Source organism: Mesorhizobium sp. P2_E10, assembly GCF_056404235.1.
The window spans coordinates 106,733-132,412 of record NZ_JBFUEK010000004.1 but is presented as its reverse complement, the minus strand read 5'-3'; the positions used below and the strand labels follow the sequence as shown (position 1 = coordinate 132,412).

At 63.3% G+C, this 25,680-nt stretch carries 24 protein-coding genes; 10 read left to right on the top strand and 14 right to left on the bottom strand.

From position 1 onward, the window contains the following. Positions 1-269 precede the first annotated feature (269 nt). The 3 genes from AC1D0N_RS12595 to AC1D0N_RS12585 are packed head-to-tail and all read right to left on the bottom strand — an operon-like array spanning position 270 to position 4,275. The gene (locus AC1D0N_RS12595) at positions 270-1,928 is read right to left on the bottom strand and encodes a glycerol-3-phosphate dehydrogenase/oxidase (RefSeq protein ID WP_477245003.1); all 1,659 of its coding nucleotides are present in this window, start codon (positions 1,926-1,928) and stop codon (positions 270-272) included. A gap of 50 nt (positions 1,929-1,978) precedes the next feature. Continuing rightward, positions 1,979-2,755 carry a DeoR/GlpR family DNA-binding transcription regulator gene (locus AC1D0N_RS12590; RefSeq protein WP_477244256.1) on the bottom strand — a complete coding sequence of 259 codons (777 nt, stop codon included), beginning with the start codon at positions 2,753-2,755 and terminating at the stop codon, positions 1,979-1,981. Then, complete coding sequence (locus tag AC1D0N_RS12585; RefSeq protein WP_477244254.1) at positions 2,752-4,275, bottom strand: FGGY-family carbohydrate kinase; 1,524 nt, start codon at positions 4,273-4,275, stop codon at positions 2,752-2,754. Before AC1D0N_RS12585 ends, AC1D0N_RS12590 begins: the two co-directional genes overlap by 4 nt. A gap of 284 nt (positions 4,276-4,559) precedes the next feature. On the opposite strand from AC1D0N_RS12585, the gene AC1D0N_RS12580 reads away from it, so the two are divergent. The 7 genes from AC1D0N_RS12580 (at position 4,560) to AC1D0N_RS12550 (ending at position 12,653) form a co-directional block, all read left to right on the top strand. Continuing rightward, positions 4,560-6,206, top strand: coding sequence for an acetolactate synthase large subunit (locus AC1D0N_RS12580; protein WP_477244252.1), 1,647 nt, complete (start codon positions 4,560-4,562; stop codon positions 6,204-6,206). Positions 6,207-6,431: 225 nt separating this feature from the next. Beyond that, a complete protein-coding gene (locus AC1D0N_RS12575) occupies positions 6,432-7,787 on the top strand; it encodes a glutamine synthetase family protein (protein WP_477244250.1) in 1,356 nt (451 codons plus the stop codon). 147 nt (positions 7,788-7,934) lie between these two features. Next, complete coding sequence (gene msuE, locus AC1D0N_RS12570; protein WP_477244248.1) at positions 7,935-8,492, top strand: FMN reductase; 558 nt, start codon at positions 7,935-7,937, stop codon at positions 8,490-8,492. A gap of 60 nt (positions 8,493-8,552) precedes the next feature. Beyond that, on the top strand, positions 8,553-9,917 hold the full coding sequence (locus AC1D0N_RS12565) for an LLM class flavin-dependent oxidoreductase (protein ID WP_477244247.1): 1,365 nt from the start codon (positions 8,553-8,555) through the stop codon (positions 9,915-9,917). A 43-nt stretch (positions 9,918-9,960) separates the two neighbouring features. After that, positions 9,961-10,809 carry an ABC transporter permease gene (locus AC1D0N_RS12560; RefSeq protein WP_477244245.1) on the top strand — a complete coding sequence of 283 codons (849 nt, stop codon included), beginning with the start codon at positions 9,961-9,963 and terminating at the stop codon, positions 10,807-10,809. Between the two features lie 54 nt (positions 10,810-10,863). Further along, positions 10,864-11,862: an ABC transporter substrate-binding protein gene (locus AC1D0N_RS12555; RefSeq protein WP_477244244.1), complete on the top strand. Its 999-nt coding sequence runs from the start codon at positions 10,864-10,866 to the stop codon at positions 11,860-11,862. Positions 11,863-11,888: 26 nt separating this feature from the next. Continuing rightward, positions 11,889-12,653: an ABC transporter ATP-binding protein gene (locus tag AC1D0N_RS12550; RefSeq protein ID WP_477244242.1), complete on the top strand. Its 765-nt coding sequence runs from the start codon at positions 11,889-11,891 to the stop codon at positions 12,651-12,653. 13 nt (positions 12,654-12,666) lie between these two features. On the opposite strand, the gene AC1D0N_RS12545 is transcribed toward AC1D0N_RS12550, so the two are convergent. Then, positions 12,667-12,906 carry a BrnA antitoxin family protein gene (locus tag AC1D0N_RS12545; protein WP_477244240.1) on the bottom strand — a complete coding sequence of 80 codons (240 nt, stop codon included), beginning with the start codon at positions 12,904-12,906 and terminating at the stop codon, positions 12,667-12,669. Between the two features lie 271 nt (positions 12,907-13,177). Between AC1D0N_RS12545 and ftsZ the strand changes: the two genes are divergently transcribed. Next, positions 13,178-14,179: a cell division protein FtsZ gene (gene ftsZ / locus AC1D0N_RS12540; RefSeq protein ID WP_477244238.1), complete on the top strand. Its 1,002-nt coding sequence runs from the start codon at positions 13,178-13,180 to the stop codon at positions 14,177-14,179. A gap of 68 nt (positions 14,180-14,247) precedes the next feature. On the opposite strand, the gene AC1D0N_RS12535 is transcribed toward ftsZ, so the two are convergent. The 9 genes from AC1D0N_RS12535 to AC1D0N_RS12495 all read right to left on the bottom strand — a co-directional run bounded on the left by AC1D0N_RS12535 (position 14,248) and on the right by AC1D0N_RS12495 (position 22,364). Continuing rightward, entirely contained in the window at positions 14,248-14,907 is a 660-nt protein-coding gene (locus tag AC1D0N_RS12535; protein WP_477244236.1) for a GntR family transcriptional regulator, read from the bottom strand. Between the two features lie 85 nt (positions 14,908-14,992). After that, a complete protein-coding gene (locus AC1D0N_RS12530) occupies positions 14,993-15,325 on the bottom strand; it encodes a hypothetical protein (protein ID WP_477244235.1) in 333 nt (110 codons plus the stop codon). Between the two features lie 77 nt (positions 15,326-15,402). After that, on the bottom strand, positions 15,403-16,518 hold the full coding sequence (locus tag AC1D0N_RS12525; protein WP_477244233.1) for an ABC transporter substrate-binding protein: 1,116 nt from the start codon (positions 16,516-16,518) through the stop codon (positions 15,403-15,405). A gap of 65 nt (positions 16,519-16,583) precedes the next feature. Then, complete coding sequence (locus AC1D0N_RS12520; protein ID WP_477244231.1) at positions 16,584-17,519, bottom strand: SMP-30/gluconolactonase/LRE family protein; 936 nt, start codon at positions 17,517-17,519, stop codon at positions 16,584-16,586. A gap of 28 nt (positions 17,520-17,547) precedes the next feature. Beyond that, a complete protein-coding gene (locus tag AC1D0N_RS12515; protein WP_477244229.1) occupies positions 17,548-18,603 on the bottom strand; it encodes an ABC transporter permease in 1,056 nt (351 codons plus the stop codon). 19 nt (positions 18,604-18,622) lie between these two features. Beyond that, positions 18,623-20,119, bottom strand: a complete 1,497-nt coding sequence (locus AC1D0N_RS12510) for a sugar ABC transporter ATP-binding protein (protein ID WP_477244227.1) — start codon at positions 20,117-20,119, stop codon at positions 18,623-18,625. Between the two features lie 80 nt (positions 20,120-20,199). After that, positions 20,200-21,084 (bottom strand): NAD(P)-dependent oxidoreductase, encoded by an 885-nt coding sequence (locus tag AC1D0N_RS12505; RefSeq protein ID WP_477244225.1) that lies wholly within the window; start codon positions 21,082-21,084, stop codon positions 20,200-20,202. 1 nt (position 21,085) lies between these two features. Then, positions 21,086-21,658, bottom strand: coding sequence for a gluconokinase (locus AC1D0N_RS12500; RefSeq protein ID WP_477244223.1), 573 nt, complete (start codon positions 21,656-21,658; stop codon positions 21,086-21,088). Further along, positions 21,627-22,364 carry an SDR family oxidoreductase gene (locus tag AC1D0N_RS12495; RefSeq protein ID WP_477245001.1) on the bottom strand — a complete coding sequence of 246 codons (738 nt, stop codon included), beginning with the start codon at positions 22,362-22,364 and terminating at the stop codon, positions 21,627-21,629. Before AC1D0N_RS12495 ends, AC1D0N_RS12500 begins: the two co-directional genes overlap by 32 nt. A gap of 126 nt (positions 22,365-22,490) precedes the next feature. Here AC1D0N_RS12495 and AC1D0N_RS12490 point away from each other — a divergent pair, with 126 nt between their 5' ends. Together AC1D0N_RS12490 and AC1D0N_RS12485 are read left to right on the top strand one after the other, a co-directional pair. After that, positions 22,491-23,459 carry a 2-hydroxyacid dehydrogenase gene (locus AC1D0N_RS12490; RefSeq protein ID WP_477244222.1) on the top strand — a complete coding sequence of 323 codons (969 nt, stop codon included), beginning with the start codon at positions 22,491-22,493 and terminating at the stop codon, positions 23,457-23,459. Positions 23,460-23,473: 14 nt separating this feature from the next. Then, complete coding sequence (locus tag AC1D0N_RS12485) at positions 23,474-24,505, top strand: L-idonate 5-dehydrogenase (protein ID WP_477244220.1); 1,032 nt, start codon at positions 23,474-23,476, stop codon at positions 24,503-24,505. 116 nt (positions 24,506-24,621) lie between these two features. Here AC1D0N_RS12485 and AC1D0N_RS12480 read toward each other — a convergent pair whose 3' ends face one another. Continuing rightward, positions 24,622-25,665, bottom strand: coding sequence for a LacI family DNA-binding transcriptional regulator (locus tag AC1D0N_RS12480; protein ID WP_477244218.1), 1,044 nt, complete (start codon positions 25,663-25,665; stop codon positions 24,622-24,624). Between the last annotated feature and the right edge of the window lie 15 nt (positions 25,666-25,680).

Below are 25,680 nucleotides of genomic sequence, written 5' to 3'. Positions count from 1 at the left end.
AAAGCAGGCCTATTAGGAGGTCAGCATATTAGAGATCATACGGTGGTGTTAAATTAACGTCAATCTGTGTTATCTCGTACCGAAGGGAACGGGGATGCACAGGTCGCAGCAGCCTGAATTTGCAATAAGTATCTGTTTTTGCTTAAATATTTCTGGAGTCTGAAAAATCCCAATCTGGCTGTGAGATGGGACATTTCGCGTACAAGGTGCAACGAGGGCAAACCCATCGGATTGCCTCGGGAAAAGCTATCGCATCGGCGATGGCGCGATCAGTCCAGCCGCATCAGGTTCCTGCCCTCGAGCTCGACAACGGCGGCTTCGACTTCCCGCGCGAGGCGCTCAGGGCTCCACGCCAACGCCCGCCCGGCGATCGCGGCAATCTCTTGCAAATCGCGGCTCGTCAGCGAACCGCCGATCGCCAGCGTGCTGCGGCGCATGACGATATCGGCCAGATGTTCGACGAATTCGTTGCGGGTGATGTAGTCGATTTCCGCCTTGCCGTAGCCGTCGGAGTCCGGCAGGCAGCCCTCATCATTCGACCCCCACTTAGCGATCTGCGCGGCTCTGGTCCCGTAGCGCGACAGCAATTGGTCGAGGCGCCCCTCCCCGGCGCCCGTTGCCTGCTGCGCCTCGGCCAGCCAGTCTGCCCGCGCCGCGGCATTGGCCGGGAAATCCTTCCCGCCGCCGATCGGCATGGATTGCGTCGACACCTTGCGGCTGCGCTGCAGGCGGCCGAGCACGGTATCGGCGACTTCCTCGGCAAAACCGCGGAACGTCGTCCACTTGCCACCGACCAGCGAAATGACCGCAAAGGGCCTGTTGCCGTCCGGCTCGGCAACCGGCGCCGAATGATCGCGGCTGATCAGTCCGGGCGTCGATGCCTCGGACGTCGGCAAGGGTCGGATGCCGCTATAGGCATAGACGATCTGGTCGCGCTCGAACGCCATGCCCGGCAAAAGCGTGCGCACGCTCTCGATCAGATAGTCGACCTCTTCCGGTTCGCAGCGCACCGCGTCCGGATTGTCGGCCTTGATGTCGGTCGAGCCGACCAGCGCCAGGCCGAGATAGTCGTAGACAAGGCAGATGCGGCTGTCATCGGCCTCGAAATAAAGCATGCGCCCGGCCAGGCTTTTGACCAGTTCGTCATGCTTCAGCAGGATATGCGAGCCCTTGGTGCCGCCGATCATTTTCGACGGCGTGCCAAGCAGCGCGTTGACGTCGTCGATCCACGGACCGGCGGCGTTCACCACCAGCTTTGGCCGCACCGAGAATGCATCGCCGTTTTCCGGCCGGAAGGTGAGCACGCCATTGGCTGAAGTCTCGAGTGCTGTGTAGTTGGCGCTGGCGGAGGCCGTATTTGCTTGCAGCCCATCGAGGATCAGTTCCAGCACCAGCCGTTCCGGGTGGCTTATCTTGGCGTCGTAATAGGTGCCGGTGGCAACGATCGCCGGATTGAGCGCCGGCATCTCGCCAAGCGCCTGCCGGCGCCCGACCATGCGGTGGCGCGGCATGACCTGATTTCGCGAACCGTAGAAATCATAGATCATCAAGCCGATCTTGATCAGGATGGCGCCGCGGCTGCGCGGCGCGCTGGTCGAGCCGAAAAGCGTTCGCAACGCCGCCAGCATGCCCTTGCCCCTCGAGAAGATCGGGATGACGGTCGGCAGCGGGCTGACATAGTGCGGCGCATTTTGCAGAAGCAGATTGCGTTCGAGCGTCGACTGCGCCACCAGCCCGAACTCGCCGGTTTCGAGATATTTCAGGCCACCATGGATGAGCCGCGACGGCGCGGCACTGGTGCCCGAGCCGAAATCCGCCTTGTCGACGATCAGGCAGCTGACGCCTTGCGCGCACAGGTCGCGAAACAGCCCTGCCCCATTGATGCCGGCGCCAAGGATGACGACATCGACCTCACCCGCCTCGGCCATCGCTGCAAGACGACCGGCGCGACTTTCCGCACCTGCTCCCGCAGTTGGGCTCATGGCGCTTTCGTCTTGACGATGCGCAGCTTCACGCCTGCCCGTTCGAGGCTCTGCGCCTGCGCATCGCCCAGGCCCTCGGTCACCAGCACGGCATCGAAACTGGTCAGATCGTCGAAGACATGCAGCGCGATCCGGTCGAACTTTGCATGGTCGACCAAAAGGATGCGCTTGACCGATGCGGCCATCATCGCCTGCTTGACCCGCACGACATTCGGATCCTGGATGAAAGCAGTGGTTCCGGTGATGGCCGAAGCCGAACAGATCAGCACATTGGCGCGCAGCTGCGCCACGGCGTTCTCGCAGACGATGCCGATATAGGCGTTGTAGGTCCCGTGATACTGGCCGCCGAGACAGATGAAATCGATATCGTCGACATTGATCATCAGCGCCGCCGTCGACACGCTGTTGGTGACGACCGTCAGCGGCTTGACGTCGAGCAGCAGCGTCGCGACCGCGTTTGCCGTCGATGAATCGTCGAGCATCACCACCTGGCCGGCCTCGACATAATCCAGTGCTGCCCGCGCCAGCGCATCCTTCTCGGCCTTGTTGACCGTTACCCGGTAGCGGAAGGCGCTTTCGTAGAGACCGGACGGCTGAACCGTCACCGCGCCATGCAGCTTGCGCAGCACGCCCTGCTGCGCCAGCCGGTCGATGTGCCGGTGGATGGTCATGCGCGACACGCCGAAATGCTCGACCAGATCGTCGATGCGCACCTGGCCGAGCTTGATCACATAGTCGGCGATCTCTTCGCGTCGTTCGTCGGCCTTGATCATGCTTCTCCCCTCGGCCGCGCCAGCCTTTCGATCTCTGGCCAATGCGACTTCATCTGCTCGGCGATGCGGCAGTAGAGCGAAAAACGCTCGTTGAACACAGCATTGGAGGCGGGCACGGGCTGGTATTTCCGCGCCGTTATGCCGACCTGCCTTGCACCCTCTTGTGGCGTCTTGAACAAGCCGACCGCGGCCCCTGCGCAAAGCGCGGCACCCAGGGCTGCGGCCTCATCCGTCGAAGTGACGGTGACCGGGGCATTCAGCGCGTCGGCAAACATCTGCACGAAATCAGGGTTGCGCGAACTGCCGCCGGTCAACCGGATCTCGCTGACAGCAAAGCCGTCGCGCAAGGCTTCGACATGAGTGCGATGGTTGAAGACGATGCCTTCCAGAACCGCCTTCAGCATATCGCCGCGATTGTGCCAGCCATGCAGGCCGACAAAGCTGCCGCTGGCGACGTCGCCATAGGGAGAACCGAACAGATAGGGGTGAAACAGGATTGTCGAAGGTTTTTTCAGCGCCGCATCGATCTCTGCTGCCAGCAGTTCGTGGATGGAGCCACCATCCATCCTGTCCTGCTCCAATCGGCAGAACGTGTCGAGAAACCAGTCGTAGTTGGCGGTCGAGGCCGGTGAGATCGCCATGTTGTTCCAGCGGCCGACGTCCAAGGCGTTGCGGCAGAACCAGCGCCGGTCGACGCGCGGTTCTGACGAAACGACTTCGTTGATGGAATAGGTGCCGGCGACGATGGCGAGCGTGCCCTCCTCATGGCCGCCCATGCCAAGCGCCGAGGCGGTCACGTCGTGCAGGCCGCAAGCGACGGGCGTGCCCATGGACAGGCCGGTCATTTCGGCGGCCTCGGCGGTAACCTGTCCGACGATGTCGGCCGAATGCGCCACTGGTGGCAGCGCGCCGAAAAGGTCGTCCAGGCCGAAGATGCGCATCGCTTCCGGCACGAAGGCTTGCGTGCGGAAATCCGTGAATGAGGTGCTGGCCTCTGTCCGGTCGGTGCCGATCGTGCCGGTCAGGCAAAAGCGCAGCCAGTCCTTGCAGGCCAGCACATGGCCGATGCGCCCATAACGGTCAGGATCGTTCTGCTTGATCCATGCCAGCAGCGCCGAGGGCGCCGAAACATGCGGCGTCTGGCCGCTCAGCGCCAGCGCTTCGTCGAAAACCGAACCTTGAGACCATTTTTCGACGATCTCGCCAGCACGGCTGTCGAGCGAAAGGATGCCGGGGCCCAGCGGCCGGCGGTCCTTGTCGAGCAGATACAGGCCGTCACCATGCGCGGTCGCCGCCACCGCCTTGATGTCGCTGGCCGGCCGGCCACACAGCGCGATGGCCTCGCGGATGGCCTCGGCAGTGGCTTGCCACAGACCAGCCATATCGCGTTCCACCCAGCGCGCATGCGGCATCGATTGCGGCACCCGCCGACGCGCAACGGAAAGCTGCGATCCGACGGCATCGAAGATCACCGCCTTAGTGACGGTGAGGCCGTTGTCAATTCCGAGCAGGCAAGGCACGGTTAGCGCCCTCCCGGCGACATGGATTTTTCGATGCAGCGGCTTCGCATGGATTTGACGACAACCAATGAGCGACGCGGTACAAGAATGGAATCGGCACCCATACCGGCCAAATGAACCATATCGCGATGTTAAATTAACGTCAATTGATGTTCAAAACAGTCTCAACTCCTCAAAGAGGTTGACTAGGCTGAAAGCGAAACGATCAACAACCTACTGATTCAGTTGGATTTATATCGCCGGCAAAATGTCTCACCAGATCCGTTCATTCCAGGAGTTGCCTCGTGTACAAGGGTTCTGACCTGCTCATTGCCGCCCTCGAGAATGAGGGCGTCGATCGCATCTTCGGAATTCCAGGCGAAGAAAACCTCGACGTCGTCGAATCCATTCGCAAATCGTCGATCCAGCTCATCCCGACGCGCCATGAGCAGGCGGCAGCGTTCATGGCGGCGACCTATGGCAGGCTCACCGGCAGACCCGGCGTTTGCATCACCACGCTCGGGCCTGGTGCCCTGAACCTTACCACGGGTGCGGCCTATGCCCTGCTCGGAGCCATGCCGATGGTCATGATCACCGGGCAGAAAGGCATCCGGTCGTCGCGTCAGGCTCGTTTCCAGATTGTCGACATCGTCGCGGCGATGAAGCCGCTGACCAAGCATTCGCGCCAGATCATCTCGCCGAGGACGATCCCGGCCGTGGTTCGGGAAGCCTTCCGCATTGCCGAGGAGGAACGTCCGGGACCTGTGCACCTGGAACTTCCCGAAGACATCGCAGCCGAGGAGTGCGAAGAGGCGGCGCTGATCCCGCCGCACCCGGTCGAGCTTCCGCTGGCCAGCCCACTTGCGCTCGATCGCGCCGCGCAGATGATCATCAAGGCAAAGCGCCCGCTGGCCATGCTGGGGGCTGCCGCATCGCGGCCGCGCTCGACCTCCGACCTTGCCCAGTTCGTGCTGCGGACAGGCATCCCCTATTTCACCACGCAGATGGGCAAGGGCACCGTGCCCGGCGGAACCGAGCTCTACATGGGCACGGCCGCACTTTCCGAGCGCGACTACGTGCATGAGGCGATCGAACAGGCCGACCTCATCATCACGATAGGCCACGACACGATCGAGAAGCCGCCCTTCATCATGGGCGCCAATGGGCCGAAGGTGATCCATGTCGGATATCAGCCGGCCAATGTCGAGCAGGTCTATTTTCCGCAGACGGAGGTGGTCGGCGACATCGGCGCCTCGCTCAGGCTGCTCGCCGACCGCGTCGAAGGCAAGATCCCCAACGCACAAGCCCTGCTGCCGCTGCGCGAGGGCATCTTGAACCGGATTGCCGCACGCGCCACCGAAGACCGCTTCACGCCGCAACGGCTGGTGCATGACGTGCGCGCGGTCATGCCGGCGGACGGCATTCTGGCCCTCGACAACGGCATGTACAAAATCTGGTTCGCGCGAAACTACCGCACACGCGTCGCCAACACGCTGCTGCTGGACAACGCGCTGGCGACCATGGGCGCCGGCCTGCCCTCGGCGATGACGGCCGCCATGCTCTATTCCGGGCGCCGCGTCATGGCCGTCTGTGGCGACGGCGGCTTCATGATGAACAGCCAGGAGCTGGAAACCGCCGTCAGGCTCAAGCTCAACCTGGTCGTCCTGCTCATCGAGGACAACGCTTTTGGCATGATCCGCTGGAAGCAGGCGGTCGACCAGTTTCCCGATTTCGGCATGACATTCGGCAATCCCGACTTCGTCAGATATGCCGAGGCCTATGGCGCCAAGGGAACCAGGGTCAGCGCGGTCAGTGAACTGCGATCCTCTCTGGAGAATGCCTTCGCCGGCGGCGGCGTGCATCTCGTCGTCGTCCCCATCGACTACTCGGAAAACAAGCGGGTGCTCGTCGATGAACTGAACCAGCGGCTGCCGGCAGCGCCGGAGATTTGATGTCTCGACGCGCGAGCTTGGCTTTCTCCTGCCATGCCTCTATGTTGCGATCGCAAATCGCACAATTGGTTTTGAAATGCCTCCCGACATCCCGGCTCGTGAATTGAAAAAATGAAGGAAACCCACCCGGCAGCAGCCGGAACGGTTTCCGAAACTCACGAAGCTATTTTACCAGGGATATCGTAGCCGGTCAGGTTACGGCCTTCAAAAACCAGGGGTTGGAAATTGGGCGATGCAATTGCGGACGTTTTGAACTGGCTTGAAAGCAGGGACGACATCCACAGCCTGAGGGCTGCGGTGTGCGATCTGAACGGCATCATGCGCGGCAAGCGCATCCCGGTCGAACAGGCACGCAAGGCGCTGGAGGGCAAGCTGCGCATGCCTTTTTCGCTGATCGGGCTCGACGTCTGGGGCGAGGACATCGAAGGCAATGCGCTGGTTTTCTCGACCGGCGACGCCGATGGCCTTTGCCAATGGACGGGACGCGGCATCCTGCCTGTCAGTTGGACAGCACACCCGACCGCCCTGGTCCCGCTTTGGCTTGCCGACGAAACCGGCGCGCCGTTTCTGGGCGACCCGCGGCGGGCACTGGCCCGCATCCTCGATCGCTATGCAGCACTTGGCCTGACACCGGTCGCGGCAACGGAACTTGAATTCTATCTGGTCGACCCGCAATCGCAGCGGCCGGTCGGACCGGTGTCACCGGTGACCGGGCGCCGCCTCGATTCCGACGCAGCCCTTTCGATCGACGAGATCGACGACTTCGAAGCCTTCATCCACGACGTCTACGACGCCTGCCGCACGCAAGGCATTCCCGTCGACACCGCGATTGCCGAGAACGGCGTCGGCCAGTTCGAGATCAATCTGAACCATGTCGCCGATGCCTTGCGCGCCGCCGACGATGCGGTGCTGTTCAAGCGCACCGTCAAGGGCATTGCCCGCAAGCACGGCTTTGCCGCCTGCTTCATGGCCAAGCCCTATGGCGACCGTGCCGGTAACGGTTTTCATGTCCATTTCAGCCTGACCGATACTGACGGCCGCAATGTCTTCGACGATGGCAGCGACCAGGGTTCGGAGACAATGCGCCATGCGGTCGGTGGTCTGCTCGCCGCCATGGCCGAGAGCACGCTGGTATTTGCGCCGCACTTCAATTCCTACCGCCGGCTGCGGCCGCGCTCCTATGCACCGACAGCGGTTGCCTGGGGTTATGAGAACCGCATGGTCGCCATCCGCATTCCCGGTGGACCGACGAGCGCACGCCGCATCGAGCATCGCGTGTCGGGAGCCGACGCCAATCCATACCTGGTGCTTGCGGCAATCCTCGGTGCGGCGCTGATCGGCATCGAGAGGCAGCTGTCGCCAGGCGATCCCGCCGGCAATGACGGGCAAGGACTTCCGCCGGCCAAGCTGCCGCCGGATTGGGCCTCGGCAATCGCCAGTTTCGAGAGCGGGCAGCATGTGGCGGAGATCTTCCCGGACATCCTGCGCGACTCCTTCATCGCCTGCAAACGCCAGGAGCTGAACACGTTCGCGCTCAATGTCAGCGACTTCGAGATCGAGACCTATCTCGAAAGCGTCTAGGTCACCTTCGCATCGAATAATCCAATCAACGGCAATCTGCCGCAAACTCAATCCGCTTGCCGGGTTTGTTTTGAAATCTCCTCGCTCATTTAATTCTACAAAATCGGTAGGCTTAATGCACATCGAATGCTTTGCGAGGAGCCCAAAATGTCGAAAAAGCTGGTGGTGGGGGTGTCGGGCAATTTGACCCGTCCGTCGAAAACCAAGGCATTCGTCAGCCACATCGTCGGCGCAGTGGCGCAAAACACCGGCGCGGCTTCGATCGTCTTCGACATCGAGGATCTCGGTCCTTCCTTCCCGCTGGCAAGGCGCCTTGCCGATCTCGATCCATCGGCCCGCAACGTCGTCGAGCAGTTGCTGGGCGCCGATATATTGGTCGTCGGCTCGCCCACCTTCAAAGGCAGCTATACCGGGCTTTTCAAGCATTTCTTCGACCTGCTCGATCCGTCATCGCTCAGGGGAAAGCCGATAATCCTCGCAGCGACCGGTGGCGGCGAGCGTCATTCGCTGATTGTCGAGCACCAGCTACGGCCGCTGTTCGGCTTCTTCGAGGCGCTGACCTTGCCGACCGCGATCTACGCTTCCGACAAGGACTTCGCCAATGGCGTGCTGGTGTCCGAGGCCATCCAGGCCCGCGCCCGGCAAGCAGTCGCCGAGGCAAGCCGGATCATCGGGGTGCCCGCCAGCGTCAGTGTTGCCGCCTGAAACGCGCCACTGACCAACAATCCAGGATCCCCTTCCCGCACAGTCCAGAAGGAAAGCGCAATGACCAGACCCAGCAAGTCCCGACAGATCAAACTTGGCGCCTTCCTGCCTGGTGGCGGGCAGCATATTGCGGCATGGCGCCATCCCGACGCGCCGGCCGACGGCGCAACCAATTTTGAGTTCCACAAGCAGCTTGCGCTGACCGCCGAGCGCGGCCTGTTCGACGCCTATTTCCTGGCCGACAATCTGACGGTTGGCCTCGGCGCCCGCGAAGGCGGCAACGCCAAGATCGCCGGCTTCGAGCCGGTGACGCTGTTTGCGGCTTTGGCGCCGCTGACCACGCATCTGGGCTTCATCGCCACAGCGTCCACCACCTATGAAGAGCCCTATACGCTGGCGCGCAAATTCGCTTCGCTCGATTTGTTGTCCAACGGCCGGGCTGGCTGGAATGTCGTGACTTCGGCCGGCGACGAAACCGCCCAGAACTTCAACCGCGATGTCCAGCCCAACCATGCCGAGCGCTATGCAAGGGCGCATGAGCATGTCGACACGGTCAAGGCGCTGTGGGACAGCTGGGAGGACGACGCCTTCATCCGCGACAAGCAGTCTGGCCGCTTCTACGACAAGGACAAGCTGCACGACGTCGACCACAAGGGCGAGCATTTCAGCGTCAAAGGTCCGCTCAACGTGCCGCGCCCCGTGCAGGGCCACCCGGTGGTGGTGCAGGCCGGGCAGTCCGAGGATGGGCGCGGGCTCGCCGCGCACTCGGCCGAGGTCATCTTCACCGCTCATCAGAAGTTGGAGACGGCGCAGGAATTCTATCGCGACATCAAGGCGCGCGTGGCGGCTGTCGGCCGCGATCCCGACCAGGTGCTGATCATGCCCGGCGTGGCGCCCTTCGTTGGCCGCACAACTGAAGAGGCGCGAGAGAAGTACCAGCAGCTCAACGACCTCATCCTGCCCGAGGACGGCGTCGCTCTGCTCAACGGCCTCGCCGGCCAGACGCTCGACATCAGGGGCTATCCGCTCGACGGCCCGCTGCCGCCGAGCAAGGAAACCGAAGGCATGAAGAGCCGCCAGGCGCTGATCCGCCAGATCGCCGACGAGAACAACTTCACCATCCGCCAGCTCTACCAATGGGTAGCGACGGCGCGCGGCCACTACACCATCGTCGGCAGCGCCACTGAGGTGGCCGACCTGCTCGAGGAATGGTTCACCAGCGACGCCGCCGACGGCTTCAACATCCTGCCGCCCTGGCTTCCGGGCGCACTCGACGACTTCGTCGACCTGGTCATCCCCGAGCTGCAGCGCCGGGGCCTGTTCCGCACGGCTTACGAAGGCAGGACGCTGCGCGAAAACCTTGGCCTCAGGCGGCCGGAAAACCCGTGGACATCAGCCCGCTCGACCGTGCTGGCCGCCGAATAAATCCCCCGACGCGCCAACCAGCTTCCAGGGAAAGGGCAAGACGATGACTTTGCAGCACATTGAGCGGCCGATCACGATCGGCGCACGCCGCAGCGGAACAGGCGTAGACACTGACTTCCTGCGACCCAGCGGCCGGGCGGCCGTCCGTTTCCTGTCGCGCTACGGCGTTCTTCTAGGGTTCCTGGCGCTCTGGCAGGTGGCGAGCAGCGTCGGATGGGTCAATGCGGCGGTGCTGCCGCCTGTCGACATGATCGTTGCCGCCCTGTGGAAAGGGCTCGCCGGCGGCGTCTTGCTCGGCGACATCGCCATCAGCCTGCAGCGCGCCGGCATTGCCTTCGCCGCCGCCGTTGCTGTCGCCATTCCGCTTGGCCTGTTCATGGGCCAGGTGCGCGCCGTCGAAACCGCGCTCGATCCGATCCTGCAACTGTTCCGGCAGACCTCGGCGCTGGCGCTCTACCCGGTGTTCATCCTGCTGCTGGGGCTCGGCGAAACCTCCAAGATCTTCGTCATCTTCTGGGCGACTTTGTTTCCGCTGCTGCTCAACACCACCAGCGGCGTCAAGGAAGTCGATCCAAAGCTGCTCGAAATGGCGCGCGTCTATGGCGCGACGCGTCTCACCGTGTTCCGCCGCGTCGTACTGCCCGGTGCCATTCCCTCGATCTTCGTCGGCTTGAGGCTGAGCGCCACCACGGCACTCTTGCTGCTGATCGCATCCGAGATGATCGGCGCCAACAAGGGCATCGGCTTCCAGGTGATGAACGCGCAATACAATTTCCAGATCCCGCTGATGTTCGCGGCGATCGTCATCCTGGCCGGCCTCGGCCTGATCGCCAACCAGGCGCTGGTTGTCCTGCAGCGGCGGCTCTGCCGCTGGAGCAATCCCGTCAACTGACCAACCCTCTCAATCTAGGCCTGCCCCTGCTCTCATCTTAGGAAAGATCGGACCATGAAAATCACGCGTCGTTCCCTGCTAGCCCGTGCACCGCTTGCCGCCGGCATCATCGCCGCCGGCCTGCCCCGCTTCGCCTTTGCCGAGGCCGCACCTGTCAAATTTCGCTACCTCGCCAGCCGGGGCGGCATCTCCCCGCATGAGCTGGCCTACGAGCTCGGCTATTTCAAAGACCTTGGCATCGAGCTGGAGAATGTCGGCTATGCCGCCGGCGGCCCGGAATCGCTGTTTGCGCTTTCCTCCGGCAGCGTCGACCTTGGTTCGGCCGCCACCGCCGCGGTGATCAACTCGATCTCCGGCGGCAACGACTTCGTCGCCGCCTATCCGAGCAACGGCATCAACAAAGACGTGAAAAGCGTCTTCTATGTGCTCGAAGACAGCCCGATCAAATCGATCGCCGACATCGCCGGCAAGACCATCTCGGTCAACACGCTCGGCGCCCATCTCGACTACACGGTGCGCGAGGCGCTGCACAGCGTCGGCCTGCCGCCAGATGCCGCCAACCTCGTCGTCGTGCCCGGGCCGCAACTCGAACAGACCTTGCGCTCGCGCCAGGTCGATATCGCGGGCCTCGGCTACTGGCAGGCGACCTTCGCCGGCGCGCTGGTCGCCAATGGCGGCGTGCGCGGCGTGTTCAACGACACCGACGTGCTGGGCGAACTCGCCGGCGGCTTCGTCGTGCTGCGGCGCGACTTCATCGCCGCCAACCCGGACGCCGCCCGCAACTTCGTTGAGCAGTCGGCACGCGCCTCCGACTGGTCGCGGCAGAATCCGGACGAAGCGCGCAAGGTGCTGGCCGACATCCTCAACAAGCGCGGCGAAAACGGCGATCTCGCCCGCTACTGGACCGGCTTTGGCTTGCGCGAAGGCGCGCAAGCCACCGACCGCGACATCGATTTCTGGGTCGCCATACTGGAACGTGACGGCCGCCTGGCCAAGGGCAAGCTGAAGGCCGCCGACATTCTGTACCGGCCCGGTGAAACCAAGACCAACTGAGAGCTGAGAAGGACTGGGAGCTGGAAATGACGGGCACCAACCGCGGCGGAGAGGTCTCGATCCGTGACCTCTCCAAATCCTTCACGCTGGGCGGGCGTCAGCTTGCCGTGCTGAGGACGCTCAGCCTCGACGTCCGCTCCGGTGAATGCCTGGTCATCGTCGGCGCCAGCGGCTCGGGCAAGACCACGCTGCTGCGCATTCTCGCCGGGCTGGAGGCCGCCGACAGCGGCGGCGTCGCCATCGACGGCAAGCCGGTCCACGGCGTCGGCGCCGAGCGCGCGGTGATTTTCCAGGAACCGCGCCTGTTGCCCTGGCTGACCGTGCTCGGCAATGTCGCCTTCGGCCTCGAAGTGCGCGGCGTGGCCAAGGCCGACGCCGAGGAAAGGGCCCGCTTCTACATCGCGCTCGTCGGCCTCGCCGAATTCGCCGACGCTTGGCCCAGACAGCTCTCGGGCGGCATGGCACAGCGCGTCGGCATCGCCCGGGCGCTGACCGTGCAGCCGGAAATCCTGCTGCTCGACGAACCGCTCGGCGCGCTCGACGCCATGACCAAGATCGGCATGCAGGAGGAACTGGCCCGCATCTGGAGCGAGGAGAACGTCACCATGGTCATGGTCACCCACGATCTGGAAGAGGCGATCTATCTTGCCGACCGGGTGCTGATCCTGCCCAAGGAGAAAGGCGGCGCGGCCAGGTTGATCGACGTCGACCTGCCCCGCCCGCGCGACCGCAGCGAAAGCCGGTTCGTGCGCTATCGCGAAGAACTGCTGCGCGAATTCGGCCTGCACTGACCGAGCAGACGAGCTAGACGATCGGCTTGCCGGCCACCAACTCCCGCAGCGCGTCGTTGATGCGATCCTGCCAGCCGGGTCCATCCTCCTGGAAATGATCCAGCACGGCCCGGTCGATCCTGATTGAAACGAGCTCCCTGACATTGGGCGCGACCGACGCTTCCCGAACCGGCGCCGCCGGCTTCTTGATCGGCTTGAAGGCGGCTTCGGCGGCCTCCATCGGATTTGTCGGTCGGCGCGGTGGATTTGCCATGGATTGACCCCGGGTGAAGACGACTTTGACGCTGCACGAATGCGCCACGATAACCCATGTGGCGCGAGATTGTCGTTCATTTCACCGGCAAAACCACAGAATTCACCTTCCGTGTGACATCAGCAACGTGCATTGCACCTTGCCGCAGACTCCGCGTTCTGATTCCCTGTGGCATGGCCACGAGCCTGATTCTGGCATCCCGTGCGACCAAGTTTTCGTGCGGGTGCCGGCAACGATTATGTCGACCACCGCTTTCCAGGGAGAAACGGCAATGAACACCGCGACCAGGCCGGAAATCTCCGAGATGAGGCCGAAGATAACGGTTGTCGGCGTCGGCGGCGGTGGCGGCAACGCCATCAACAACATGATTTCAGAGGGCCTGCAGGGCGCGGAATTCATCGTCGCCAACACCGATGCCCAGGCGCTGACCATGTCGAAGGCATCGCGGCTGATCCAGTTGGGAGCTCACATCACGGAGGGCCTGGGGGCCGGGTCCCTGCCCGAGGTCGGCCGCGCCGCAGCCGTGGAATCGATCGACGAGATCATGGACCATCTGGCGGGAACGCATATGTGTTTCGTCACCGCCGGCATGGGCGGCGGAACCGGGACCGGTGCCGCGCCTGTCATCGCGCAGGCGGCGCGGGCAGCGGGAATTCTGACCGTGGCCGTCGTCACCAAGCCGTTTACCTTCGAAGGCAAACGCCGGATGCAATCGGCTGAAGAGGGCATTGAGCGGCTTCGCGAATGCGCCGATACGGTGATTGTCATCCCCAACCAGAATCTGTTCAGGATCGTCGATGCCAAGACGACATTCGCCGACGCTTTCGTCATGGCGGACCGCGTCCTCTATTCGGGCGTCGGCTGCATCACCGACCTCATCGTCAAGGAAGGCCTGATCAATCTCGATTTTGCCGATGTGAAGTCGGTGATGCGCGATATGGGCCGCGCCATGATGGGCACCGGCGAAGCCACGGGCGAAGGCCGCGCCAAGCGGGCCGCCGAGGCGGCGATCGCCAACCCGCTTCTCGATGAAGCCTCGATGATCGGCGCCAAGGGCGTGCTGGTCTCGATCTCGGGCGGCATGGACATGACGCTGTTCGAAGTCGACGAGGCCGCCACCCGCATCCGCGAGGAGGTCGACGCCGACGCCGACATCATCGTCGGCGCCATATTCGACCGGGCGCTGGCCGGCAAATTCAGGGTGTCGGTGGTTGCGACGGGATTGCGGCGCGCGGTTGAGATGCCGCTGCTGGCGGATCAGAAATTCGCATGAACTGAACGACGCCGCTCGACCATGGGCCTCGGCCCGGCATTCGCGGCTGCCGCTAGCGGCTGCGTTCACTATCCCGCCTTCTCGACTTCCTCGAGGTAGTAGATCTTGCTGGGTTGCAGATGGTCGACGCAAAGCTGGGCCAGAACCCAGTTGTCCTTCCGCTTCAGCGCTTCGATCATGAACCCGTGATGCTGGCGCGACACTTCCAGTTTCTCGCGGTCGGCCAGCGAATTGGCCCGAATCGGCAGGCTGAGCCGCATATAGTGGTCGATCGACGACACCAGATAGTCGTTGCCGCAGGCCGAGAAAATAGTCATGTGAAAGCGGTCATTGGCCTCGTGGATGCCACGCAGATAGTGGTTGTCGACATGGGCGTTGTAGACCCGGTTGATCTCCAACAGCTCCGCGATCAACGACTCGCTTGCCGGCAGCGGGATCATCAGCGCGGCCTGGCGCTGCAGCAGTTCGCGCACTTCGTAGATCTGCCGCACCTCGTCCGGCGTCAGCCGCCTTACCATCGCACCCTTGTTGCGCTCGCGGGTAACGACGCCGAGCTTTTCGAGCTGGTAGAGCGCCTGGCGAATGGTGTGGCGCGACACCGGAAACCGGGACAGCAGCACATCCTCGACCAGCCGCGCGCCGGGCTCAAGCTGGCCGAAGATGATGTCTTCTTCCAGCGCGCGCACGACATCGGCTTCCTTGCCGCCATAGTCTGCCACGTTGAGCATCATCACGTCCTCGCGCCGTCTCGGCCGGCCAGTTTAGCCGCAGAGACAGGCATCCGGCAATTAATGATGATACCAGCCGTCCCGATCACGCCGGAGCGTATTCGTTAGCCTCGAAAACATGGTGATGCACGCGGCCGGTGAACATCTTCAGCAGTTCACCGGTGACCTCCCGGCTTTGAAATCTTACGTCGGATTGAAGCGCCCGGTTGCAGGTGTCCATGTCCGGATAGCGAATGGCCAGCGCCATCGCGTAGGCGGGCGCACCTTCGTCGCGCGCCGTGCCGTCGAGAACGCGCACTTCCTCGGCGCCGGGAAACTGCGTCCACAGCGGCACCAGCCTGTCCCTGACGAAGCGCCGGAATTCGCCCTCTTGTCCGGGATGGATTTCACCTTCGAAGAGGGCGTAGCGAATGATCATGGCGAGGCTTTCCTGACTTTGTGCGCTTGAGACGTCTGTGCGGGCGCATCGAGTGATGCGCCCGCCTCGGTGCGTGCTTATTTGCCCCAGATTTTCTTGTACTGGTCGCGGTAGCCATTCTCGGGGTCGAAGGCATTCTTCGGACCGCCGTCGAACTCGACATTGTCGGCCGTCACCACATGCAGCGGCGACAGATAGCCCGACCATTTTTCACCGGCAATGGCGCGGTTCAGTTCGTCGACCAGTTGCCAGCCCTGCAGGTTGAGCGGTTCGGCGACCGTCACCTTCTGGAACTGGCCGGCGCGGATGCGCTGATAGGCCGATTCCGAACCGTCGCCGGCGGCGACATTGATCGGCGCGTCGGTGCCGGCCTTGCCGGCCGCGGCCAGCGAAGGTCCCATGAAGTCGAAATAGAGGTCGTTGATCGCCAGCGAATGCGTCCAGGCATCGCCGTATTTCTGCAGCAGCGAGGTAGTGAGCTGCGGCATGCGCTGCGAGGTCTCGGCGATCGGCGTGTCGACATATTCGAGCACCTTGCCGCCCAGCCGCTCGATCTCCGCCTTCATCTTGTCGGCCTTGGCGATGGCGATGGCGTAGGTCGAATCGGTGAAGATGACGACTCCGGGTTTGCCCTTGGCATCGGCATAGGCCCAGTCGGCGGCAGCCGTGGAGACCTGCATGGCGTCGGTCGAGACGTTGGCGAAGACGCCGCTCTTTTCATCGGGCCCGATCACCGGCCCGGCATGCCAGGAAACCAGCGGGATGCCGGCGGCCTTCGCCTGTTCCAGCGCCGGCGCCTGCTCCACGGCGTCGAAACCGTTGATGACGATGCCATTCGGCTTCAGCGCCATCGCCTGGCCGAAGGCAGCGGTGCGGCCACCGATCGAACCGGCGCCGTCAATCACCTTGACCTCCCAGCCGATCGCCTTGGCCGCTTCCTCGACGCCGGTGGTGACGCCCAGAATGCCGCCGTTCTTGAGGTCGCCGGCGAGCACGACGATCGTCTTGCCCGGCTGCGCCTTCGGACCGGTGGTCGGGCCGTCCCAGGCAGTGACTTTCTGCGCATATTTTTCGACCACCGCCATGGCGTCGGCCATCGCGTCCGCCCGTGCATGGCCGGCGAACAGGACTGGAGCAGCGATTGTGATCGCCATCAAGGCGACGGATGATTTCAGGAATGTTCTGCGTTGCATGTTGGTACCTCTCTTGGTTTCAAAAAAATTGTCTGGTCTTCCGGGACTCGACTTCGGGCGCCAGGTCACTGGCTGATATGCCCAGCCACCGGGCCCAAACCGGCTGGATGCGCGTTGACATAGATGGAATAAAGCGACGTCTGGGCGGTGATGTAGAGGCGGTTGCGCTTCGGACCGCCGAAGCACAGATTGGAGACGATTTCGGGAACCAGGATGCGCCCGATCAGCGTCCCGTCCGGCGCGTAGACGCGAACCGCATCGGCGCTGGAGGCCCAGATGTTGCCATCGCGATCGACGCGGAACCCGTCGAAGAATCCTGCCTCGCATTCGGCGAGCGTGCCGCGCGGCCGCAGCGAACGGCCGTCCGCGGCGACATCATAGGTCTTGATCGCCCGCGGCAGGCCCTGAACATGGCTTGCGCCGGTATCCGACACGTAGAGGATTTTCTCGTCGGGTGAAAAAGCCAGCCCGTTCGGCTGCACCATATCGGTGATGACCGCAGCCACCTCCCCTGTGGCTTCGTCGAACCGGTAGACATAAGACGCGCCGATCTCCGGCCGGGCAATCATGCCTTCATAGTGGCTGTCGATGCCGTAGACCGGGTCGGTGAACCAGATCGTCCCATCGGATTTGACCACCACATCGTTGGGCGAATTGAACCGCTTGCCATCGATGGCATCGACAAGCGGCAGCCAGCGCCCATCATGCTCAAGCCGGGAGATGCGCCGGCCGCGATGCTCGCAGGCGACGACGCGGCCTTCGCCATCGAGCGTGTGGCCGTTCTGGTTGTTGCAAGGGGTTTCGAAGACACTGACCGAGCCGTCGCTTTCGTCGTAGCGCAGCAACCGGTCGTTGGGGATATCCGACCACAGCAAATGCTTTGCCGAGGGAACATAGACCGGCCCCTCGGCCCAGCGGCTGCCGGTCCACAGCCGTTCGAGCTTGGCATGCCCGATCGTCAGCTTTCGGAAGCGATCGTCCAGAATCTCATAGTCGCTCATTCCATTATTCCCGGGTGGATTCGACTTGTCACTTCGAGGACTGCGCTACGGTCTTGGTCCTGGCCCTGTGCGCGGCGCCGCGCTTGCGCTGGGCGTAACCGGCGATGCCGATGGCGACGAGCAGCGTCACGCCGTTGAACAGCGGCTCGACGAAGAACGAGCCGCCGAACTGCTGGATACCGGAAATGCCCACCGCCAGGATGATGACGCCGATCATCGTGCCCCAGACATTGACGCGTCCGGGCTTAATCGTGGTCGAGCCGAGAAAGGCGCCGACCAGCGCCGGCAGCAGATATTCCAGCCCGACGCTCGCCTGGCCGATGCGCAGCTTGGAGGCAAGCAGCACGCCTGTCAGCGCCGTCAGGAAGCCCGACGAGATGAAGGCGCCGATGACGAAGCGACGCACCGGAATGCCGTTGAGCGCCGCAGCCTTCGGATTGGCACCGATGGCATAGACGTAGCGGCCGATCGGAAGATATTCGAGGATGATCCACAGCGCGACGGCGATGGCCAAAACATAGAGGCCGGTGATCGGCAGCCCGAATACCATCGTGCCGTTGAGCGCGTAGAACCCGTTCGGCAGCACGCCGACAACCTGCCGGCCGCCAGTGTGCCATAGCGCCAGCGCGTAGAGCACTGTCCCCGTGCCGAGCGTGGCGATGAAAGAGTCGATACGGGCGACTTCGACCAGCAGTCCGTTCAGGAAGCCGGTTGCAGCACCGAGAAGCAGCACGATGATCACCGCCAGCGGCCATGGAACGCCGAACATGGTCTGCAGGCTGATGGCTAGGATGTGCCACAGCACGATGCCGTAGCCGACGGTGAGGTCGATGCGACCGGACGCCATCGGGATCATCGCCGCCAGCGACAGCAGCGCGATGATTGCCTTGTCGGAGATGATAGAGCGCAAATTGAGCAGGGTCGGAAAGGTGTTCGGCAGCAGGATCGAAAACAAAAGGATCAGCAGCGCCGTCAGGATCACCAGTCCGTAGACCGGCAGCAGCCGGATGATCTTCTGCCCCAACGGCAAACCCGCCATTTCACCACGGGTCGGTTCGAGTGCGCTGGATTCGATCGATTGCATGGGTTCGCTCCCAGAAAAATCAGGCGGCTTCGGAAGCCGATGCCGCAATGATCACGGCGGATGTGGTCAGGTCGTTGCCGGAGAGTTCGCGCACGATCTGTCCGCGCGAAAACACCAGGGCGCGGTGACAGATATGGGCGATCTCCTCGAAATCGGTCGACACCACGACGACGGCGAGGCCGGCTTCAAGCGCGCGGCCGATCAACCGGTAGATCTCGGCCTTGGCGCCGACATCGACGCCTGCGGTCGGATCTTCGGCGATCAGCAAGGTGCGGCCGGTGTGGAGCCAGCGCCCGACGACCACCTTTTGCTGGTTGCCGCCCGAAAGCGCCTCGATCGGCAGGTTCGGATCGTTGGGGCGCAACCCGACCGAGCCGCCGATAACTTGCGCCAGGGCAGCCTCCTTATGCGGCGCCAGAAAGGAGAACAGGCCGCGCTTGCCGGCGCCCGGATTGAGAAAGCTGTTCTCGCGGATCGACAAGGAGGCCGCGATGGATTCCTCGGTCCGGTCGCGGGCGATGAGGCCGACGCCGGCCAACATCGCCGCGATCGGGCTCGACAGGTCGGGCGCAACACCGTTGATCGTCACCGAGCCGGAAAAGGCCTGGCAGCCGAACAGCGCCCGGCCGACTAGTTCCTGCCCGGCGCCGCGCAAGCCGACCAGGCCGAGCAGTTCACCCTTGCGCACGTCGAACGACACCGGCCCGGCGCCGGTGCAGACCAGGTCACGGACCGCGCACACCGTCTCGCCAGCCTGCGTCTGGGCCTTGCTGAAAACCTGGCTGACCGGACGACCGACGATCATCTCGACCAGTTCGTCGGGCCTGGTGTCGGCGACCTTCTTCTGGCCGACCAGCCTGCCGTCGCGCAGCACGGCGACGCGATCGGCGATGCGGAAAATCTCGTCGAGGCGATGCGAGACATAGATCATGCCGACGCCGCGCTGCTTGAGCGGGCGGATGGCGTCGAACAGACGGTCGACCTCGTCGGCCGGAAGACTGGCGGTCGGTTCATCGAGCACCAGCACATCGGCCTCGGTGGCCAGAGCGCGGGCGATGGCGACCAGTGATTTTTCGGTGCGGGTCAAATCCTGGACGCGCGTCGTCGGATCGAAATCGCAGCCGACCAGCTTCAGCGCCTCGTGCGCCCGCTTTTCGGTGGAACGCCAGTCGATGAGACCGGAGCGCAGCGAAAATCCCTGCGCGAGGCCGACATTCTCGCCGACCGTCATCCATTCGATCAGACCGAGATCCTGGTGAATGAAAGCGACGGACTGGCGCTGGTTCGGCCGCGGCGGGCGATGATGATAGGGCTCGCCGCGAAACAGGATGCTGCCGCCATCGGGACGGTAGATGCCGGCTAGCGTCTTGATCAGCGTCGACTTGCCGGCGCCATTCTCGCCGAGCAGCGCCAGGATCTCGCCCTTGTGCAGATCGAGCGACACGTCGGAGAGCGCGCGGGTGCCGCCAAACACCTTCGTAATCGACTGGAACTCGATCAGTTTTTCTTCAGACACAAAGCGTTCCTCCCAAGATCGCCAAATGATGTTATCGATAACATTTCTGAGCGTCAAGCGACAAAATCAGGGCTCTCCGCTTAGCTGGTCTTGCCGTCGAGCAGGCGCATCATCTCGGCCGAATCCTTCGGTCCGAGGCCGGCGGCGCAAAGCAGGCGGTGGATCTCGACCACCTGCCCGGTCATCGGCATCGGCGTCTTGGTCTTGAGCGCAAAAGCCTGCAGCGAATCCAGGTCCTTCAGCATGTTGTCGATGCGGCCGGTGGCTGAAAAATCACGGGCGGCGAACTTTGCCATGAACTCCTGCATGATGCTGGAATCGGCCCGCCCGCCCTTCAGCGCCGCCGGGATTGCCTTCGGATCGACGCCGCCGGCTTCGGCAAGCTTTACCGCTTCAGCGACGGCCTGGAACAGAACGGCGCAGAACAGCTGGTTGATCAGCTTGGTCGTCTGCCCTGCCCCGCTCGGCCCCATCAGCGTGTAGTTGGCGCAGAGATGCTGCATCACAGTGCGCGCCTGTTCGAAGTCTGCGGCGTCACCGCCCGCCATGACGGTCAACCGGCCGGCCAGCGCGCCGGGAACCCCGCCCGAAAGCGGACAGTCGAGCCATTTCATGCCGGTCTCGGCCGAGAGTTTCTTCGCCATCGAAGCAGTGTCGGCCGGGTCGATCGACGACATGTCGATGAGCAGCTTTGCGGGCGACGCCGCAGCCGCGACACCCGCATCGCCGAACACCACCGAACGCACGATATCGGCATGGTTGAGACTGAGAATGACGAAGTCGTTCGCCCGCGTTGCCTCCGCAACCGACGCAGCGTCAACCGCACCCTTGGCGGTCAGGGCGTTTACTTTGGCCTTGTCCAGATCGAACACCGTCACCGCCTGATTGGACTCAATCAACCGGGTGGCGATCGCCGATCCCATGATGCCGGCGCCGACAACGGCGACTCTTGCAGCTTGCGTCATCTCAACGAGCCTCTTTCCTGATCCTGGCGGGGCCGACCCCAAAGGCGCCCAGGCCCTGCAGCGCCGCATCGGCGATGCTGTCGACGGGCGCGTCGATATCAACGGTGACCACCAGCTTTTCGTCGCCGGGATGTTCCAGCGCCGCGAACTGGCTGTCGAGCAAGGCCGGCGGGAAGAAGTGGTCGCGGCGCGCGGCGAGCCTGGCTTGCAGCAGCGAGCGCGACCCCTCCAGGAATACGAAAAACAGCGGCCCGCCCGCCGCATGGCGAAGCCGATCGCGATAGGACTTCTTCAGCGCCGAGCAAGAGACGACGAGCCCGCGGCCCTCTTCACGCGCCTGGCGCAAGGCTGCGCCGACCAGATCCAGCCAGGGCCAACGATCGTCGTCGGCAAGCGGGATGCCCGCCGACATTTTTTCGACATTGCCACGCGGATGCAGCGTATCGCCTTCGACGAAGGCAAGGCCAAGCCGCGCGGCGATCTCGACGCCAACTTTGGTCTTGCCGCAGCCGCTGACGCCCATCACGACGATGAGCGCGGGTTCAAAGACAGGTCGTGATGCCGCCGTCGACATAGAGCGTGTGTCCATTGACAAAGGATGAGGCCGGTCCGGCCAGAAACACCGCCGCGCCGACCAGTTCGCCGACGTCGCCCCAGCGTCCCGCGGGCGTGCGGTTGGTCAGCCAGGCAGAAAATTCGGGATTGTCGACCAGCGCCTGGTTGAGCGGCGTCTTGAAGTAGCCCGGCGCGATGGAATTGACCTGCAAGCCATGCTTGGCCCAGTCGGCGCACATGCCGCGCGTCAGGTTGCGCACCGCGCCTTTCGTGGCCGTATAGGGCGCGATGTTGGTCCGCGCCAGCTCGCTTTGCACCGAAGCGATGTTGATGATCTTGCCGCGCTTGCGCGGGATCATGTGCCGCGCCACCGCTTGCCCGACGAAGAACACGCTGGAGATGTTGGTGCGCAGCAATTCGTCCCATTTGTCGGCGGGGAAATCCTCGAGCGGCATGCGGAACTGCATGCCGGCATTGTTGATGAGGATGTCGATGGCGCCGATCGTCGTCTCGATCTCGGCAACGCCATTCGCCACCGCCGCGTGATCGGTGACGTCGAAGACGGCGCTATGGGCCTTGTACCCCTTGGCCGCCAGCGCATCCGCGGCTGCTTTGATTTTTTCGGCGCTGCGCCCGTTGAGCACGATTTCGGCGCCGTGCTGCGCCAACCCCTCCGCCAAGGCCAGGCCGATCCCCTGCCCCGAACCGGTGACCAGCGCCCGCATGCCGGTCAAATCGAACAACGAACTGCTCAAGTGCTCCTCCCGAGGAATGTCCCTGGAAGCGGGATACGATTTCCGCCGCGCCGCCGCCAGTGCCTATTGACATGAATGTTATCGATAACATAGTCAATGGAAAAATGCAGTTGCGCGGGAGACGATGCCGTGACCGACATATTGATGACCGGCCCCTATCCGGACTGGGACATGGCAGACCTCGAAGCGAAATATCGCGTCCACAAGCTTTGGCAGGCCGACGACAAGGACGCGTTGATATCAAGCCATGCCGACGCCATCCGTGCCATCGCGACGCGCGGCGAACTTGGCGCCAGTGCCGCGCTGATGGCCAAACTGCCGAAGCTCGAAATCGTCTCCTGCTACGGCATGGGCACCGACGCCATCGACCTTGCCTATGCGAGGGAAAACAGCATCCGCGTCACCAACACACCTGACGTGCTGACCGAGGATGTCGCCGATATCGGCATCGGGCTGCTGCTCGCCGTGGCGCGCCAGATTCCCCAGGCCGACGCCTATGCGCGCGATGGCAGTTGGCGCAAGGCCAACATGCCGCTGGTCACGCGCGTTTATGGAAAGAGGCTCGGCATTGTCGGCATGGGCCGCATCGGCAAGGCGGTGGCCCGGCGCGCTTCTGCCTTCGACTGCGAGATCGCCTATTTCGGCACCCGTGAACATGACGACCTGCCTTACGACTTTGTCGGCGACCTGGTTGAGTTGGCACGCCGGAGCGAGTTTCTGATGGTGACGCTGGCCGGCGGCGAAGGCACCAGGAACATCGTCAATGCAGAGGTTTTGGCAGCGCTCGGGCCGGACGGCATCCTCATCAACATCGCGCGCGGCAGCACCGTCGACGAGACGGCGCTGCTCGCTGCGCTAGAATCCGGTGCGATCAAGGGCGCCGGGCTCGACGTGTTCTGGAACGAGCCGACGATCGACGAGCGCTTCGCGAAGCTTTCCAACGTCGTGCTGCAACCGCACCACGGCAGCGGCACGGTGGAGACCCGCAAGGCCATGGGTCAGCTCGTTCGCGACAACCTCGAGGCCCATTTCAGTGGACGGACCTTGCTGACGCCGGTCGTCTGAGAGAGGATCACCTTATGAAGTCGATCGTCATCCACGCGGCAAAAGATTTGAGGATCGAGGAGACCGATACGGGCGTCCTCGGCGACGGACGAGTGGAGATAGCAGTCGAAGCCGGCGGCATCTGCGGCTCGGACCTGCACTATTACAATCATGGCGGCTTCGGCACGATCCGCCTGCGCGAGCCGATGATCCTCGGCCACGAGGTTGCCGGCACGGTGAAGGCCATCGGCGGCGGCGTTTCTGCGCTTGCCATCGGCGATCGCGTCGCCATCTCGCCCAGCCGCCCCTGCAATGCCTGCCGCTACTGCTTGCAAGGCATGCAGAACCAGTGCCTGAACATGCGCTTCTACGGCAGCGCCATGCCGATGCCGCACATCCAGGGCGCGTTCCGCCAGCGCCTGGTCGCCGAGGCGTGGCAGTGCCACGGAATAGCCGACCACGTCTCCATCAACGAAGCCGCCTTCGCCGAGCCTTTTGCGGTGACGCTGCATGCCATGAACCGCGCCGGCTCGCTGCTCGGCAAGCGGGTTCTGGTCACCGGCTGCGGGCCGATCGGCGCGCTTTGCATCCTCGCCGCCAGATCCCACGGCGCGCGCGAAATCGTCGCCACCGATGTCATGGACGGCGTGCTGGCAAAAGCCCTGGAAATCGGCGCCGACCGGACGATCAATGTCGCGACCAACGGCGAAAAACTCGCCGCCTACAATGTCGACAAGGGCAGTTTCGACGTGATGTTCGAGGCTTCCGGCAACGAACGCGCTGTGCGGTCCGGCCTCGATGTTCTGAAGCCGCGCGGCGTGCTGATGCAGCTCGGCCTCGGCGGCGACGTGTCGATCCCGCAGAACCTGATCGTCGCCAAGGAAATCGAGATGCGCGGCAGCTTCCGCTTCCACGACGAGTTCGCGCTCGCCGTCGACCTGATCAACCGCCGTCGGGTGGATGTCAAACCGCTGCTATCCGGCATCTATCCGCTCGACGAGGCGGTTGCGGCTTTCGAGATCGCCGGTGACCGCAACAAGTCGATGAAGGTCCAGATCGCCTTCTGAACCGGCACGGCAACGTTAGAGCAATTCCAGGAAAAGTGTGAACGGTTTTCCGTCCGGAATTGCGCAAAAATAAAGAGATAGAGCGGTTCGCCGTTTCTGTGAAACGGTGAAACGCTCTAGGTGCTTTCCCGCTCGACGACGCGATAGCTGGTCAGGACGATTTCCTGGCCGTGCCGTTTCTCGTCGCCACGGATCACTTGGATCAATCTTCGTGCAGCCTGTTGCCCGATGCCGTAGCAGTCGACATTCACGGTGGTGATGCCGGGGTGGCAAAAGGCGGCGACCTCATAGTCACCAAAACCGGCAATGGCGATGTCCTGCGGCACCTGCATGCCCCGGCGCTTGCATTCCATCAGCGCGCCGAAGGCCGAGAGGTCCGAGACGCAAAGCACGGCTTGCGTGTCCGGCCAGCGCTCCAGCATGCTGACGACGGCCTGGCCGCCTTGCTCGATGGAGATCGGCGGCACACCGAAGGAAACGAGCCGGCCGGTCGGCAGGCCGAGTTCCTCGATGGCCCTGACGAAACCTTCGCGCCGCTGGCTGCCGCGCGTGTCGCGCGAGGTCGTGCCGCCGATGTAGCCGAATTTTCGGTAGCCCTTTTTGGCAAGCGTCTTGACCAGCAGACCCATCGCCTCTTCGTTGGAGAACCCAACCACCTGATCGATCGGCTTGGCCGGCAGCTCCCAGGTTTCGACCACGGGAATGCCGGCGCTTTTCAAAAGGCGGCGAGCGCGGTCGGTATGCGCGCCGCCGGTCAGGATGATGCCTTCCGGCCGCCGTCGCAGCATCGCCTCGATCAGCTGTTCTTCCTTCTCAGCCGTGTAATCGGTGTAGCCGAGCAAAAGCTGAAGCCCGGTGCTCTCTAGCTCGTCAGTAATGCCGCGTGCGGTGTCGGCGAAGTTGGAATTGTTGATCGAGGGAACGATCGCCGCGACGAACCCTGTCTTGCGCGAGGACAGGCTGCCGGCCGATTGGTCGAGCACGTAGCCGAGGTCGTTGACCGCGGCCATGATCTTTTCGCGCGTCGCCTTGGAGACGCGGCTGCCTTCCTTCAAGGCGCGCGACACCGTCATGGTCGATACACCAGCGCGCAGCGCCACGTCGACCATTGTCGGCGTGTGGCTTTCGCCCGGCCTCGATGTGGCAGCCTTGGCCATCATTCCGCTCCCCCTGAT